This is a genomic window from Rhodocaloribacter sp. (genome assembly GCF_056451265.1).
In genome coordinates this window covers 50,706-64,553 of sequence record NZ_JBWOPL010000045.1, presented here as the reverse complement: position 1 = coordinate 64,553, position 13,848 = coordinate 50,706, and the positions used below count along the sequence as shown (strand labels likewise).

The window sequence follows — 13,848 nt, the reverse complement described above, 5'->3', positions numbered from 1 at the left end:
CTTCCATTCGTCTCCGCCCATGTCACTCCCTACTTCCGCCCTCGACTTCTGGCAGCGCCTCGGCACGCCGCCCCCCGAGACCCTCATCGACGCGCGTCTTCAGCTTCACTGGGCCGCGCAGATCCCCGCTTCGGTGGGATACACGCACCTCGACCCCGCCCCGGACTGGAGCCACGTCAGTCTCACGTGGCAGAACGACGGCTGTGTGCTCGCCTCCGGCCGCACGCCCGGCCCCGCCTCGTACCGCGCCGCCCTCCGTCCCGCCGACCTGACGCTCCTCCTCCTCGACGACCTGAACGTCGCCGTGGCGGCCTTCCCGCTCGACGGGCATACGCTCACGGAAGGATACACGTGGCTCGCGATGAGCCTCGCCGAACACACCGACGGCGCGCTCGACAAGCCGCTCGTCCGTCCCGATCACGAGATGCCGCCCCATCCCGTCGGCGACGGCGGTGCGTTCGCCCGAGCGCCCGCGCCCGCTTTTGCCGAGATGGCACGGTGGTTTGCCAACGCGCACCTCCTCCTCGAAGCCGTTCGCGCCGAAGAGCCCACCGCCTCTCCCGCCCGGTGCTGGCCCCACCACTTCGACCTCGCCGTGCTCCTCACCCTCGACCCGGACAAAGACCCCGAGGAAGCCCGAAGCATCGGCGTGGGCATGGAGCCGGGTGACGGGAGCTATGCCGCGCCGTACTGGTACGTGACGCCGTGGCCGTATCCGGAGCATCCCGCGCTCCCCCCCCTCGACGGCGGCGGGCACTGGCACACCGAAGGGTGGACCGGAGCCGTCCTCACCGCCGAAGCGCTCGTCGGAGAAGGACGCGCCGCATCGCAGACCGAGCGCGCGGCGGCCTTCGTCTCCTCCGCCCTCGCCGCCGCCCGCCGACTCGTCGGACCCTCCCGAACCTGACCCCCTCGAAAAGGACGCATTCCGGAGCATTTAACATACTTGGGATCCCATGAAAAAGAAACGCGCCACTTTTTACTTCACAAACGGCCAGAAAACGAAAGCCTTCGAGACGGACAAGGGCGTCACGCTTTTGCACGAACTCGGCCGCGTGATGCAGAGCGACGAGAAGGTAGTCAGCATCCCGCTGATGCAGGAAGCGGATGAAGGGGTGATCCTTTTCGTGCGCAAGGAAGCGCTCCTCGGGGTCATCCTCTCAAATGTCAAAGAGAAGTCCTGAGGCAGGCAGCCCAGGGTTCAGCCGACCTTCGAGGCATGCGGCACCACCGTGACGGGGCACGGCGCATGCCGGATGACGCCCTCGCTGACGCTGCCGAGCAACGCCTGCAACAACGCACTGCGCCCGTGTGAACCCATCACGATGAACTCGGCGTCGTGCGCTTTCGCCTGCGCCACGATCTCCTCGTCCGGGACGCCCTCGACCAGCAAGGCCCTGGCCGGAACGCCGCGCTCGTTGAGCGCATCCGCCATCTCGATCAACCGCCGGTGTTCCTCGCGAAGCTCCTCCGCCAGATGATCCCGCACCTCCTTCGGCGAGGCATCCAGGCCCGCGTAGGAGATGTCCGGAGGAGCCACGTGAAGGAGCCGAAGCTTCGAGCCGAAGGCGCGCGCCATGCGCTCGGCGACGTCGAGGACGGCGGCCGTCATTTCGGAAAAATCGATGGGGACGAGGATTTCTTTCATGGATTCCCTGTGCATTCAGATGAAACGTTCGGCCCCAATCTATGAAAGCGACGGGCACTTGCCCAAATCGCCCGCCGGCGTCACGAACCTCCCCCGCCTTGCCCCGTTGAAGGGCGCGCAACGACCCGCTCGGGGCAAAAGGGTGTGACCTGCGCCGGATAGCGGGCGGCTTATCGAAGCAAATATCCCTGAGAAAAGGTATTTTGTGCCCGACGGCAATCCCGTGCGTCGTGCGGTTGCGCAGCTTCTTTTCCTTCTTTCCGGCGGAGCGATCTTCCCGCGAAGACGAACCGGTTTTTTATTCCAACGCATCGATTCGACGCTGAGGCAGACGGAGTTTATGGGGCGTATAGAAAAGACGTACAAAGCGCGCGACGTTGAGGAGATCGTCGACATCTACCTTTACCGTCCCTGGGGCTATGCGCTTGCCGTGCTCGCCCACCGTCTGCACATGACGCCGAATCAGGTGACGGTCATCGGCATGATCGTCGGCATGATGGCCGGCCCTCTCTTCTATTTCAACGACCTCCGGCTCAACCTCCTCGGCATCGGGTTCTGGATGCTCGGCCAGGCCCTCGACGGCGCGGACGGGCAACTCGCCCGCATGGCCGACATGCGCTCGCGGCTCGGACGCATGCTCGACGGCATCTCGGACAACGCCAAGTTCACGAGCCTCTACTTCTTCCTCGGCCTTCGCCTCGTCGCCGAGACCGGCACGGGATGGGCTTTCCTCATCGCCGCCGTCGCCGGCATCACGCACTCGTATCAGAGCACCCTCGCCGACTTCTACCGCAACGCCTATCTCTTCTTCGTCTACGACCCCGGAAAAGCCGAACTGGAAATCTCCGAAGCGCTCAAAAAGGAATACGCCGCTCTCAGTTTTCGAAAGAACCCCATCGAGAAACTCCTCATGCGAGGGTACATCACGTACACCACGCGGCAGGAGCGCTGGTGCGCACAATCCATCGCCCTTCAGCGGAAGGCACTCGAACGCTTCGGCCCCGACTTCCCGGATTGGCTCCGCGAAGCCTATCGCCGCTTGAATAAGCCCCTTCTCAAATATTACAATGCCCTCACGACGAACACGCGTATGATCGTCCTTTATGCGTCGCTTCTGCTGGGCAACCTGTACATCTTCTTTACGTTCGAGATCTTCGTCCTGAACAGCATCCTTCTGCTGCTCCTTTTCCGGTGGCAGAAACGCGCAGACGAGCAACTGGCCGCCCTGATCGAACAGACCGAGCCGGCGGCGGCTACCGTGGCCTGACCCGGGCTGCGGGCCCTTCGGACCGGTCGATGCAAACGATGCGCCGCCCTCCGGAACCATCGTTCCCAAGCCCCTTTCGCGGCTTGCCTTTCTCTGGCGATATACGTACCATAATGCTATTATTCATAGGCTTATACCGCCGATATCCATCGAGCGGGTCGCCCGGGAGACGCCGTTGTCGAGCTTTTCAGGCCGGCTCTCGCCCCGGCTCCTTTGATCCTCTCATTTTCTGAACGGTTATGGAAACCCTCTCATCCGTAGAAACGCAGGTCAGAGGTTTTATTTTAGAGACGTATCTTCCGGACGCCGACCCGGACGACCTCTCGGACGACACGCATCTCGTCGAAAGCGGCATCATCGACTCGATCCGGGTGCTGAGCCTCGTCGAGTTCATGGAGGAGGAATACGACCTCATGATCGAGCCGCAGGACCTCTTCCGGCTCATCTCCGTCCAGGAGATCGCCCGAGTGATCCGGGAGAAGACGGAGGCTTGAGGTCTTCCGGGCTGCCCACGCGCCGCCTTATTCTCCGAAACGTTTGCTTTTGCCCGGCCGATGTGTATGATGACGCATCCGCTGATCCTGCACGTTCCCCTATCACTCCATGGCCGCCATCGTCTCCATCCGATCCGCTGCCTGCCGCTTTCCGGCGCGACGGCAGCGCGTGGATACCCTCTTCCGGGAGGAAGGCGCGTCTTTCTCGGCCGAGACGGCGAAGAAACTCGGCGTAGAGAGCGTGCGCCTCTGCGACGGAGAAACGGGCTCGGCCCTCGCGCTCGAAGCTGCCCGCGACGCCCTCGAACGCGCCGGCGTCGATGCCTCGACCGTCGACGTGATCGTGGACTTCTCCATCCTCCCACAGGAATACCTCGTGCCGGCGTGGAACATGAGCAACAAGCTTCAGCATGAACTCGGCGCCACCCGAGCCTTCACGCTCGGCTTCAGCGGCGGCGGCGCAACCAACTTCCTCGTCGCCCTCAAAGCTGCCGCCGACCTGATCCGCTGCGACGAGCGGGTGCACACGGCGTTGCTCGTCGCGGCGGACGTGACCATCCCCGGCAACCGGATCCTCAACCCGGACGCGCCCGTGATCGTCCTCGGCGACGGAGCGAGTGCGATGCTCCTCCAGGGCGACGCCCCCGGAACCCGCGTCCTAGACGTCGAACTGTGGTCGGACGGCGACTATCACGACGTGTGCTTCATTCCCGGAGGCGCGCTCGCCCATCCGGATCGCCCCGACCTCTACCGCCTCCACCTCGACCGGGAGCGCTTCGAAGCCGCGCCGAAGTGGTCCACCCTCGAACGCCTCGCCGACGACGCGCTCGCCCGCGCCGGACGCGCGCGTGACGACCGTACCGCTTTCGTCTATCCGAACCTCTCCGCCCACGACCGTGACGCCTTCCTGGATGCCTTCGCCCTCCATCCGAGCCGGGCCGTTCACGCGCCCTTCTCCGACCATGGTCACGTGCAGGGCTCAGACTTCGTGCGGAACTACCTCGCGCTCGTAGAGGCGCGCGCCGACGGCGACACCGCGCTTCTGTGCTCCCACGGCATGGGCTTCATGTACGGCGTCGGGCTTCTCGCGTTCGACTCCCCGTCCTGATCCTCCACAAACCGGGACCGCCCCGATGAGCACGCCTGTCGGCATCCTTGCTTCCGCATATTACCTTCCCCCCACCCGCAAACCCCTCGAAGAGGTCTTCCGCGACGAGGAGATCCCCGCCGGCGGACTCTCGGCGGATGTGGATTTCCAGCGTGACATCGGCATCGAGGCCGTGCATGTGGCAGGGGAATCGGCCGCCGCCGACCTCGCACTCGAAGCCGTTCGCCGGGTGATTGACGAGGCTGTGATCGACCCCGGGGAGATCGACCTCATCGTGGATTTCACGAGCATCCCCGAGGATTATCCCGCGCCCACGTGGTCGGCTGCAGGACTCGTTCAGCGAGCGATCGGCGCGCGGCGGGCCTTCGCCACGGCCGTGAATACCGGCGGGTGCGCCAGCTTCCACGCCACGCTCAAAACCGTCCTCGCCTGGATGCGGGGGGACGAACGCCTCCACACGGCCCTCCTCTTCACCGGAGACAAAACCCCCGCGCGCAACCATACCTACTATCCCATCACGGTCATCTGCGACGGGGGGAGCGCCACCCTCCTCCGCAAAAACCACGACCGCCGCGTCATCCTCGGCGTCGAGACGGCCACCGTCGGCAAACTTCACGATGTGTGGTATATCCCCGGCTTCCACCACCGTGATCCGGCGGAAGAAAGCCCGACGTGGCTCCACATGAAAAGCGACCTCCCGAAGTTCAACGCCGAGGTCATCCCCATCAACCTCTTCATGTTCCGCCGGGTCATGCGCGGGGCGCTCAAACAGGCCGGGCTGAAGATGAAGGACGTCGACTATTTCATCTATCCGACCTTTTCGACGTGGGACCAGCGGAGCTTTTGTCAGGGCTTCCGCATTCCCCCGGACAAAATCTATACGTCGGGGCTCGAACGGCACGGGCATCTTCAAGAGACCGACATGGTGCTCAATTATGAAGACGCCGTCCGCGAGGGGCTGATCCGCAAGGGTGACACGGTGATGGTGACCACGAACGGAGCGGGCTTCGCCTGGGGCGCAGCCGTCATCCGTCACTGACCTCGGGATTGCTCCCGACCCACAGAACGCCGCATCATGCAACTGAACACCGGCCACACGTTCGACGTCGCCATCCTCGGGGCGGGGCTCTCGGGCACGATCCTCGGCGCCATCCTCGCGCGGAAGGGGGTGCGCGTGGCGATCATCGACGCCGGCGCGCATCCCCGCTTCGCCATCGGTGAATCGACCATCCCCCACACGTCGCTCCTCCTCTCCGCCCTCGCCGAGCGGCACGACGTGCCGGAGATCGATTACCTCGCCTATCCGGACCGCATCGCCGAGCGCGTATGCACGACGTGCGGCATCAAACGCGCCTTCGGCTTCGCCTATCACCGCCCCGGTCGGGACTACGACCCTGCCGAAGGCCTCCTCTTCGGCACGAGTTCGAAAGACGAAAACCACCTTTTCCGGCAGGACATCGACGCATTCCTCTTTCACACCGCTGTGCGATACGGCGTCACGCCGCGCCTGAACACGCGCGTCGCCTCCGTGGCCATCGACCGGGACGGCGCGACGCTCATGCTCGAGGGCGGCGGGTCGATCCGGGCGCAGTACGTCGTCGACGGGACGGGCTTCCGGAGCGTCCTCGCCCGTCAGTTCGGCCTCAGAGAAACGCCGCCGGGGCTCCGGCATCACTCGCGCTGCCTGTTCACGCACATGGTCGAGGTGGCCCCATTCGAGCAGGACCGCAATCCCCTCTCGCTCTCCTGGGAGCAATGCACGCTCCATCACGTCTTCGAGGGCGGGTGGTTCTGGGTGATCCCCTTCAACAATTACGAACCTTCCCGCAACCCGCTCGTGAGCGTCGGACTGACGCTCGACCCGCGCAGGTATCCCAAGCCCGACGGGCCGCCCGAAGACGAGTTCAAGGCGTTCCTCGACCGTTTTCCCGCCATAGCCCGGCAGTTTCGGCAGGCGCGCGCCGTGCGCCCGTGGGTCTCGACGGGGAGGCTCCAGTACACCTCGAGCCGGTGCACGGGTTACCGGTACAGCCTGACCGCGCACGCCGCCGGTTTCGTCGACCCCCTGTACTCCCGCGGACTGATCAACACGCTGGAGATGCTTCAGACGCTCATCGATCCGCTCCTCGCCGCCCTCGACAGCGGCGACTTTTCGGAGGATGCCTTCAGGCCCCTCGAAACGCTCCATCGCCGCGTGCTCGCCTACAACGACCGGCTCGTTCGGGGCTCGTATGCCGCCTGGGTGGACTTCGACCTGTGGAATGCGTGGGCGCGCGTATGGGCGCTCGGCACCATCCTCACGGAATACCGACTCATGAATGCCCTCTCCGACTTTTCCACCTCCGGCGACCGCGCCCTGCTCGACGACGGCGTCCCCGACCCGCTCTTCACCCCGCACGAAGACCCCGACTATCGCGCCTTCTTCGAGCGCGCCGAGCCGCTCCTCGACGCCGCCGCATCCGGTGCGCTCCCGCCCGGGGAGGCGGCCTCGCGGCTCTTCGCTCTGACCGGGGCGTATCCGTTCCCCGTGCCGCTCCGTCGGGAGGCCATGCGCCGCGCGGGATGGCTCGCCGACGACGAGATCATCAGCGACCGCAACCTCCGCTTTGCCCGCGAAGGCTATCGGTGGGCGCTCACGAACCCGACCTCGCGCGATCTTTTCGGGAATTCGGAAACCTTCTTCCGATGGCGCGCGCGCCACGCCGACCCACACCTCGCCTCTCCGCACCGGTCCTGACGCAGCTTTCGCCTCCTTTCCCTCCAGCTTTTTTGCAAAATCCCCTTCCTTTCCTCGTTCTTTTCACAGGAACTCTTCGAGGGGTCTTGCATCCTTATTTAAATCAAGTCTAAATTAAGAGCCAACAGAAACAGGCCCTCCTTCTCTCATGCCCCACGCCTCTTTTCCGCGCCGGCGCGCCTTGTGCTCGCTGATGTTCGCAATGATTCTGGGCGCTGTGCCGTACCTCGGGCACGCGCAGGCAACCTCCGAAGCAACAGCCGACAAACCCTCTGCGCGCGCTCTCGTGCACGTCCTCGACTATCTCGGGCAAGATTATCCGTATGCCGTCTCGGGGGGCAAGGTCGTCAATGAGGCGGAATATGAGGAGATGCGCGATTTTGGTCGCACGGCCGGTCTCATGCTTGCCTCGCTCATCGAGGAAGGGGTCCTTTCCGCAGAGGAGGGGCTCACGGAGCGGAGTGAGGATTTGAGGACGCTCATCGAGGCGAAGGCCGATCCCGAGGCCGTGGCGGAAGGGGCGCGTGCGCTTCGAGAAGCCGTGATCCGGGGCTCGGGCCTTGCGGTTGCGCCGTTGTCGTGGCCGAGCGTCGCCGACGGCGGACGGGCCTATGCGGCCACGTGCGCCTCGTGCCACGGCGCCGCCGGCGCGGGTGACGGTCCCCTGGCCGGCGGCCTCGACCCTCGCCCCACGAACTTCGTCGAAGGCGAGCGGGTGGCTTCGCTCTCACCGTTCCAGGTGTACAACACCATCCGCATGGGCGTCGAAGGGACGGCCATGCCCGCCCATCCGAAGCTCAGCGATAGCGAAGTCTGGGATCTGGCGTTCTTCGTCAAATCGCTTCAGGCGGCGCAGGCGCATCCCGCCGCCTCGAGCCGCGCCGAAGCACTCAAAGACGTCGTATCGCTCGCAGAAGTCGCCGCCTCGAACGATCCCGAGTTGACGCGGCTGCTCGAAGCGCGGCAAGTCCCGGCTCCGGAAGAAGCGATGGCTGCGCTCCGCACCGCCGCCCCGCTCGCCCTGCCCGGCGGCACGCTCGCCCTCGCCCGGGAGTATCTCGATCAAGCGTTTGCCGCGTACACGTCCGGCCGACCCAATGAAGCCCGGCGACTGGCCGTGCTCGCCTACCTCGAAGGCGTCGAACCCGTCGAGCCTTCCCTGCGCGCCGACGATCCGGGCCTGACGAGCGAACTCGAAGGTCGCATGATGGCCGTCCGCAGCGCCATCGACCACCGCAAGGATGTCGAGACGGTCCGTCAGTCCGTCGACGACGCGCAGGCGCTTTTGCTTCGCGCAGGCGACACGCTGGACCGACAGGAACGCTCGTTCTGGTTCTCTTTCCTCATGGCCGCCTCAATCCTCCTCCGGGAAGGATTGGAAGCTTTTCTCGTCATCCTTGCGATCCTCGGCGTGCTCCGGGCCGTAAAAAACCGGCAGGCGATGCGCTGGGTTCATGCGGGCTGGATGCTCGCCATCGGCCTCGGCGTGCTCGGTTGGTTCTTTTCCGACCTCCTCATTCAACTCGGAGCGGCCCGGCGTGAGCTCATGGAAGGCGGCATCGCCCTGTTCGCCGTCATCGTGCTCCTCTACGTGGGTTTCTGGCTCCACAGCAAGACCGAGATCCACAAGTGGAAAGAGTTCATCGACGTCCGCGTCAAGCAGGCGCTCAATGGCGGCAACCTGTTCGGGCTCGCTGCCATCTCGTTCTTCGCCGTCTTCCGCGAAGCCTTCGAGTCGGTGCTCTTTCTCTCCGCCCTCACCATCGAGGAAGGGACCCGGAGCAAAATGGCGATCGCCAGCGGCGCCCTTCTCGCCATCGCTCTGGTGCTCGTGCTTGCCGCCGTACTCCTCCGGTATTCGGCGCGCCTCCCCATCCGGAGTCTGTTCCGCTACTCTTCGTTCGTGATGGGCATCCTTTCGGTGATCCTCATCGGCAAAGGAATACACGCGTTCCAGGAGACCGGCCTGCTCTCCATCACCCAGACGCCCTTCTCCTGGCGCTTCGACCTGCTCGGCTTCTACCCGACGCTCGAAACCGTTCTCGCGCAAACCGCCATCATCGGGCTGGTGGCTTTGCTCTGGTACGCCCCGTCGCTCCGGACGCGAGCCGTGAAACTGTGAACGGGACCGGCAACCAAACGCATCGACGAGCGACTACAGGTAGAGGTCACCTTTTCCGAGGTCTCTGAAAAGGAAACATTTTGCCCTTCCAGCAATAGGGTGAAAATCACGACCCGGTTTTTCCGGCGTTTGCTTCCCTTCTGCCATAGCCTCCTTCTCATGAACAAAAAGCTTATCGTCACGCTGAGCGGTGTGTCCTTGCTCGTCATCCTCGTGCTGGCCTTCACGCTCCAGGGCAAGGCCGAGCCTACCGTCATCGTCTACAAATCACCGACGTGCGGGTGCTGCACCAAATGGGTCGAACACATGGAGGCGTCCGGCTTCAAGGTCGAGACGCACGATCTCCGCGACGTATCGCCGGTGAAGGCGGAGTATGGCGTCACGCGCGATCTGGCCTCGTGCCACACCGCCATCGTCGACGGTTACGTCATCGAGGGGCACGTGCCGGCGCAGTACGTCCGGCAACTTCTCGAGGAGCGTCCGGCTTTGAAAGGGCTCTCGGTGCCCGGCATGGTCACCGGTTCGCCGGGCATGGAAGGCAGCTACGTGGAAGCCTATGACGTGGTCGCCTTCGACGAGGCGGGCCGGACCTCGGTGTACGCGCATATTCCCGGTCAATAATCGCCTCTCCGGTCCCACGCAACGGCCCCGGGCATACGGAAGCCGTGGTCGGGTATTCTTTCCCGGTGTACGGAATTATTTTCTTCCGTACGTCTGCTCCGATGCGGGCTTTCGTCGCTTTCTCGGCTTTTTCGGGCCGTCTCGGATCGACGATCTCTTCCCGAAGACCGGAGCGTATCCGCTCGTGTAGAGAGGTCTTTATGCACGTCCTTCGTATCCGGGAAATTTTCCTAAGTATGGGAATATTTCCTGTTTATGGGAATTTTTCCCAGTGATCCTTCGATCCCCGAGGACCCGCTTCCGGAATCAGATCGGCCTGTGATTGCTCTTTGCTCGAGATGCTTCCACAGTGCCCGAAGGGTCCGATGCTCGTTTATTCGGCACAGAAACTGTGTTTGTGGCCGGCACGCTCGTTGAAGCCCCCTACCCTGATTTGTGCCCCCGGCGCTGAGAAGGGCTCATTCGTGTGAGCGTCCACCCAGGCTTCCGGAAGGGAGTCTCGTTCTTCACAGTGAACCCATCTCACAGCTAAGGAGGTGTACCATGGCTATTTGCCGCAGTGTCGTTAAGTGGTTCGATGCACAAAAAGGATTCGGATTCATCGAACATCCCGAAGCCGGACCCGACATCTTCGTCCACTATTCTCAGGTCATGCTCGATCGGAATTTCAAGGTGCTCCGCACCCGCCAGTCCGTAGAGTTCGAGCTTGTGGACGGACCCAAAGGGCCGCATGCCCGCAACGTCAGGATCATCGACGAGGAGGTCCCCGTCCGTGACCGGGCTCCTTCCGGGAGCCAAAAGCTCTTCCGCTCGCTTGCCTTCTCCCCGAGTTGCTGACCCAAAGAAAAGCAGCCCAGTCTTACGGGACTGGGCTGCTTTTTAAACTTTTCGAGCCTGTCGGGGCTCGAAAAAAGTTGCTATCGCGCATAAGTCCTTCCTCGACCGCACGGTCACGCAGAGGATTTGAAAGGCGGGACCTTTCCTCAACCCTGACGGTCACTGAGAGGAAGGCGGCCCGGAGGCCTGCCTCGGTGGAACCACCCCGAATGAAACCCCTTACCCGCTTGCCTGAGGCAAGCTTCGAGGTGGATCCACCCCTGAGAGGCGGTTATGCTCGCGCCGAGGAACCCGTCAATCACCGTGCCAGTGTTCATTCGGCCCTACGGGTCCTTCTCGTTCCTTCCCCGAATGAAGAAAGTGCCTTAGACGGAAATTGCTTCGTTCCTCGCGGCGCAGGGCCCCAAACAGAACGCCGCCCCGGACACAGCGATGGCGCTGTCACCGGGGCGGCGTTCTGTGTGTGAGCCAATGAGCGGACTCGAACCGCTGACCTGCTCATTACGAGTGAGCTGCTCTACCAGCTGAGCTACATTGGCTTCTTCGAAGGGGCTCGAAAATAACACCCCCTCACACGCCCTGTCAAGCGTCAGGATCCCGTCCGGGCTTACGGGACTCCCATGCACGCTCGTCCTCATTATTTTTTCATTGCCGTCCGGAAGCGCCCCGGAGCAGAAACACCGCCCCCACTCCGGCGATATCACCCGGCATGATCGCATTCGACGGTGTTTCAAAATCGTACGGGGACACCCTGGCGCTCCGGCCCACCACGTTCGCGCTGGAGCCGGGCAAGACGACCGTGCTCATCGGACCGAGCGGCTGCGGCAAATCGACCATCCTCCGGCTGATGATCGGCCTGACCCGGCCCACGGCGGGGGTGGTGCGCTTCGAAGGCGCGCCGGTGACGGCGGAGAACATGCGTGCGCTCCGCCATCGGATGGGCTACGTCATTCAGGAGGGCGGGCTCTTCCCCCACCTCACCGCCCGTGCGAACGTGGCCCTGCAGGCCCGTCATCTCGGCTGGAGCCGCGAGCGTATCGAGGCGCGCATGAGAAAGCTCGCGGCGCTCGTACGGCTGCCCCTCGCGCGCCTCGACGACTATCCGGTCCAGCTCTCCGGCGGGCAACGCCAACGCGTCGGCCTCATGCGCGCGCTCATGCTCGACCCCGACGCGCTCCTGCTCGACGAACCGCTCGGCGCGCTCGACCCCATGATCCGCGCCGAGCTTCAGTCGGACCTCAGAGACATCTTCCGGCGGCTCGCAAAAACCGTCGTCATGGTCACGCACGACATCGGAGAAGCCGGCCATTTCGGCGACGTTATCTTCTTCCTCCGCGCCGGAGACATCCTCCAACGCGGCACGCTCCGAGACCTCGTCTTCCATCCCGCCGATCCATTCGTCGAAGCCTTCATCAACGCGCAACGAAGTCCACTCGAAAGCCTCCACACCCCCGACGGAGCATAGCCGATGAAAAAAATGCGACGACCGGCTTTCCTTGCGCTCCTCCTCATGCTCACCCCGGCGGCGCTCGCACCGTCGCCTCCGGACGTCGTAGTGGGCTCGAAAAAGTTCACGGAAAACGTGATCCTGGCCGAGATCGCCGCACAGATGGCCCGGCACTCGGGCTTCGAGGCGGAGCACCGCAGGGAACTCGGGGGGACGCGCCTGCTGTGGAACGCCCTTCGCTCCGGCGATATCGACGTGTATCCGGAGTATACGGGCACGCTGCTTCAGGAGATCTTTGCCGGAGAACCCATCGAGGAGGCGAAGCTTCCGGAGGCCCTCGCGGCGTACGGCCTCCGCATGACCGAGCCGCTCGGCTTCAATAATACGTACGCGCTCGGGATGCGGGAAGAGCGGGCGGCAGCACGCGGCATCTCGACGATCTCCGACCTCCGGGAGCACCCCGATCTACGCTTCGGTTTCAGCAATGAGTTCATGGACCGGGGGGACGGATGGCCCGCCCTTCGCGAATGCTACCGGTTGCCCCAGACAAACGTGCGGGGCGTCGATCATGACCTGGCCTATCGAGGTCTCGAAGCGGGTTCGATCGACGTGATCGACCTCTATTCGACCGACGCCGAGATCGCCTATTACGGACTCCGCACGCTCGAAGACGACCGCGCCTTCTTCCCGGATTATCATGCCGTCTATCTTTACCGCGCGGACCTCGAAGCGCGTGCTCCCGCTTTCGTGCGCGTGCTCCGGGACATGGCGGGCACGGTTTCCGCGGAAACGATGACGCGCCTCAACGCCCTCGCAAAGATCGAGCGCGTGCCGGAAACGCTGGTCGCCGCCGGTTTTTTGCGCGAAGCGCTCGGTCTCGACGCGCTCGCCACGGACGCGCCCGAGACCTGGAGCGAGCGGCTGTGGAAGCGCACGAGGGAGCACCTCTTCCTCGTCGGTGTCTCCCTCCTCGCGGCCATCCTTTTCGCCCTCCCGCTCGGCGTCGGCGCGGCGAAGCATCCCCGCGTCGGACAGGTGATTCTCGGCGTCGTCGGGGCGATTTATACGATTCCCTCGCTGGCGCTTCTCGTCTTCATGATCCCGCTCTTCGGCATCGGCGGGACGCCCGCCGTCGTGGCGCTCTTTCTGTACAGCCTCCTTCCCATCGTGCGCAACACGCACGCCGGTCTGATCGACCTCCCGAGGCCGCTGATCGAGTCGGCGGAGGCGCTCGGCCTGACGCCGTGGACGCGGCTCCGGCGCATCGAGATGCCCCTTGCCACGCGCCCGATCCTCGCCGGGATCAAGACGGCGGCGGTGATCAACGTGGGCACGGCCACGCTTGGCGCGCTCATCGGCGCGGGCGGCTACGGGCAACCGATCCTCACCGGCATCCGCCTCGACGACATGGGGCTGATCCTCGAAGGCGCCGTCCCCGCCGCAGCGCTCGCGCTCCTCGCGCAGGGCCTTTTCGAGGTCGCCGAACGACGCCTCGTGCCAAAGGGCCTCCGCCTGCCCGACGCCTGACGCTCCGGCCCCGCGCGTTCTCGCGATAAAACATGGAGAC

The 13,848-nt window shown here is 64.1% G+C and carries 13 protein-coding genes and 1 tRNA gene; 12 read left to right on the top strand and 2 right to left on the bottom strand.

Annotation, left to right across the window (positions count from 1 at the left end; genetic code table 11):
* The first annotated feature begins 19 nt into the window (after positions 1 to 19).
* Both AC1HIY_RS07665 and AC1HIY_RS07660 read left to right on the top strand, forming a co-directional pair.
* Positions 20 to 907, top strand: coding sequence for a hypothetical protein (locus tag AC1HIY_RS07665; protein ID WP_479576134.1), 888 nt, complete (start codon positions 20 to 22; stop codon positions 905 to 907).
* A gap of 49 nt (positions 908 to 956) precedes the next feature.
* On the top strand, positions 957 to 1,184 hold the full coding sequence (locus AC1HIY_RS07660) for a hypothetical protein (protein ID WP_479576133.1): 228 nt from the start codon (positions 957 to 959) through the stop codon (positions 1,182 to 1,184).
* A gap of 17 nt (positions 1,185 to 1,201) precedes the next feature.
* Here AC1HIY_RS07660 and AC1HIY_RS07655 read toward each other — a convergent pair whose 3' ends face one another.
* A complete protein-coding gene (locus tag AC1HIY_RS07655) occupies positions 1,202 to 1,648 on the bottom strand; it encodes a universal stress protein (RefSeq protein ID WP_479576132.1) in 447 nt (148 codons plus the stop codon).
* A gap of 340 nt (positions 1,649 to 1,988) precedes the next feature.
* Here AC1HIY_RS07655 and AC1HIY_RS07650 point away from each other — a divergent pair, with 340 nt between their 5' ends.
* From AC1HIY_RS07650 to AC1HIY_RS07615, 8 genes are all read left to right on the top strand, one after another.
* Positions 1,989 to 2,915 carry a CDP-alcohol phosphatidyltransferase family protein gene (locus AC1HIY_RS07650; protein WP_479576131.1) on the top strand — a complete coding sequence of 309 codons (927 nt, stop codon included), beginning with the start codon at positions 1,989 to 1,991 and terminating at the stop codon, positions 2,913 to 2,915.
* Positions 2,916 to 3,154: 239 nt separating this feature from the next.
* Positions 3,155 to 3,409, top strand: coding sequence for a phosphopantetheine-binding protein (locus tag AC1HIY_RS07645; protein ID WP_479576130.1), 255 nt, complete (start codon positions 3,155 to 3,157; stop codon positions 3,407 to 3,409).
* A 109-nt stretch (positions 3,410 to 3,518) separates the two neighbouring features.
* The gene (locus AC1HIY_RS07640; protein ID WP_479576129.1) at positions 3,519 to 4,517 is read left to right on the top strand and encodes a 3-oxoacyl-ACP synthase III family protein; all 999 of its coding nucleotides are present in this window, start codon (positions 3,519 to 3,521) and stop codon (positions 4,515 to 4,517) included.
* 25 nt (positions 4,518 to 4,542) lie between these two features.
* On the top strand, positions 4,543 to 5,556 hold the full coding sequence (locus AC1HIY_RS07635; RefSeq protein WP_479576128.1) for a 3-oxoacyl-ACP synthase III family protein: 1,014 nt from the start codon (positions 4,543 to 4,545) through the stop codon (positions 5,554 to 5,556).
* A gap of 36 nt (positions 5,557 to 5,592) precedes the next feature.
* Positions 5,593 to 7,254 (top strand): NAD(P)/FAD-dependent oxidoreductase, encoded by a 1,662-nt coding sequence (locus tag AC1HIY_RS07630; protein ID WP_479576127.1) that lies wholly within the window; start codon positions 5,593 to 5,595, stop codon positions 7,252 to 7,254.
* Positions 7,255 to 7,456: 202 nt separating this feature from the next.
* Positions 7,457 to 9,376: an FTR1 family protein gene (locus AC1HIY_RS07625; RefSeq protein WP_479576126.1), complete on the top strand. Its 1,920-nt coding sequence runs from the start codon at positions 7,457 to 7,459 to the stop codon at positions 9,374 to 9,376.
* A gap of 159 nt (positions 9,377 to 9,535) precedes the next feature.
* The gene (locus AC1HIY_RS07620; protein WP_479576125.1) at positions 9,536 to 9,997 is read left to right on the top strand and encodes a DUF411 domain-containing protein; all 462 of its coding nucleotides are present in this window, start codon (positions 9,536 to 9,538) and stop codon (positions 9,995 to 9,997) included.
* A gap of 543 nt (positions 9,998 to 10,540) precedes the next feature.
* Complete coding sequence (locus tag AC1HIY_RS07615) at positions 10,541 to 10,834, top strand: cold-shock protein (RefSeq protein WP_479576124.1); 294 nt, start codon at positions 10,541 to 10,543, stop codon at positions 10,832 to 10,834.
* 466 nt (positions 10,835 to 11,300) lie between these two features.
* Here AC1HIY_RS07615 and AC1HIY_RS07610 read toward each other — a convergent pair.
* Positions 11,301 to 11,373: transfer RNA gene (locus AC1HIY_RS07610), tRNA-Thr, on the bottom strand.
* 170 nt (positions 11,374 to 11,543) lie between these two features.
* Between AC1HIY_RS07610 and AC1HIY_RS07605 the strand changes: the two genes are divergently transcribed.
* Both AC1HIY_RS07605 and AC1HIY_RS07600 read left to right on the top strand, forming a co-directional pair.
* A complete protein-coding gene (locus AC1HIY_RS07605) occupies positions 11,544 to 12,299 on the top strand; it encodes an ATP-binding cassette domain-containing protein (protein WP_479576123.1) in 756 nt (251 codons plus the stop codon).
* A gap of 3 nt (positions 12,300 to 12,302) precedes the next feature.
* Complete coding sequence (locus AC1HIY_RS07600; protein ID WP_479576122.1) at positions 12,303 to 13,808, top strand: ABC transporter permease/substrate-binding protein; 1,506 nt, start codon at positions 12,303 to 12,305, stop codon at positions 13,806 to 13,808.
* The last annotated feature ends 40 nt before the right edge of the window (positions 13,809 to 13,848 follow it).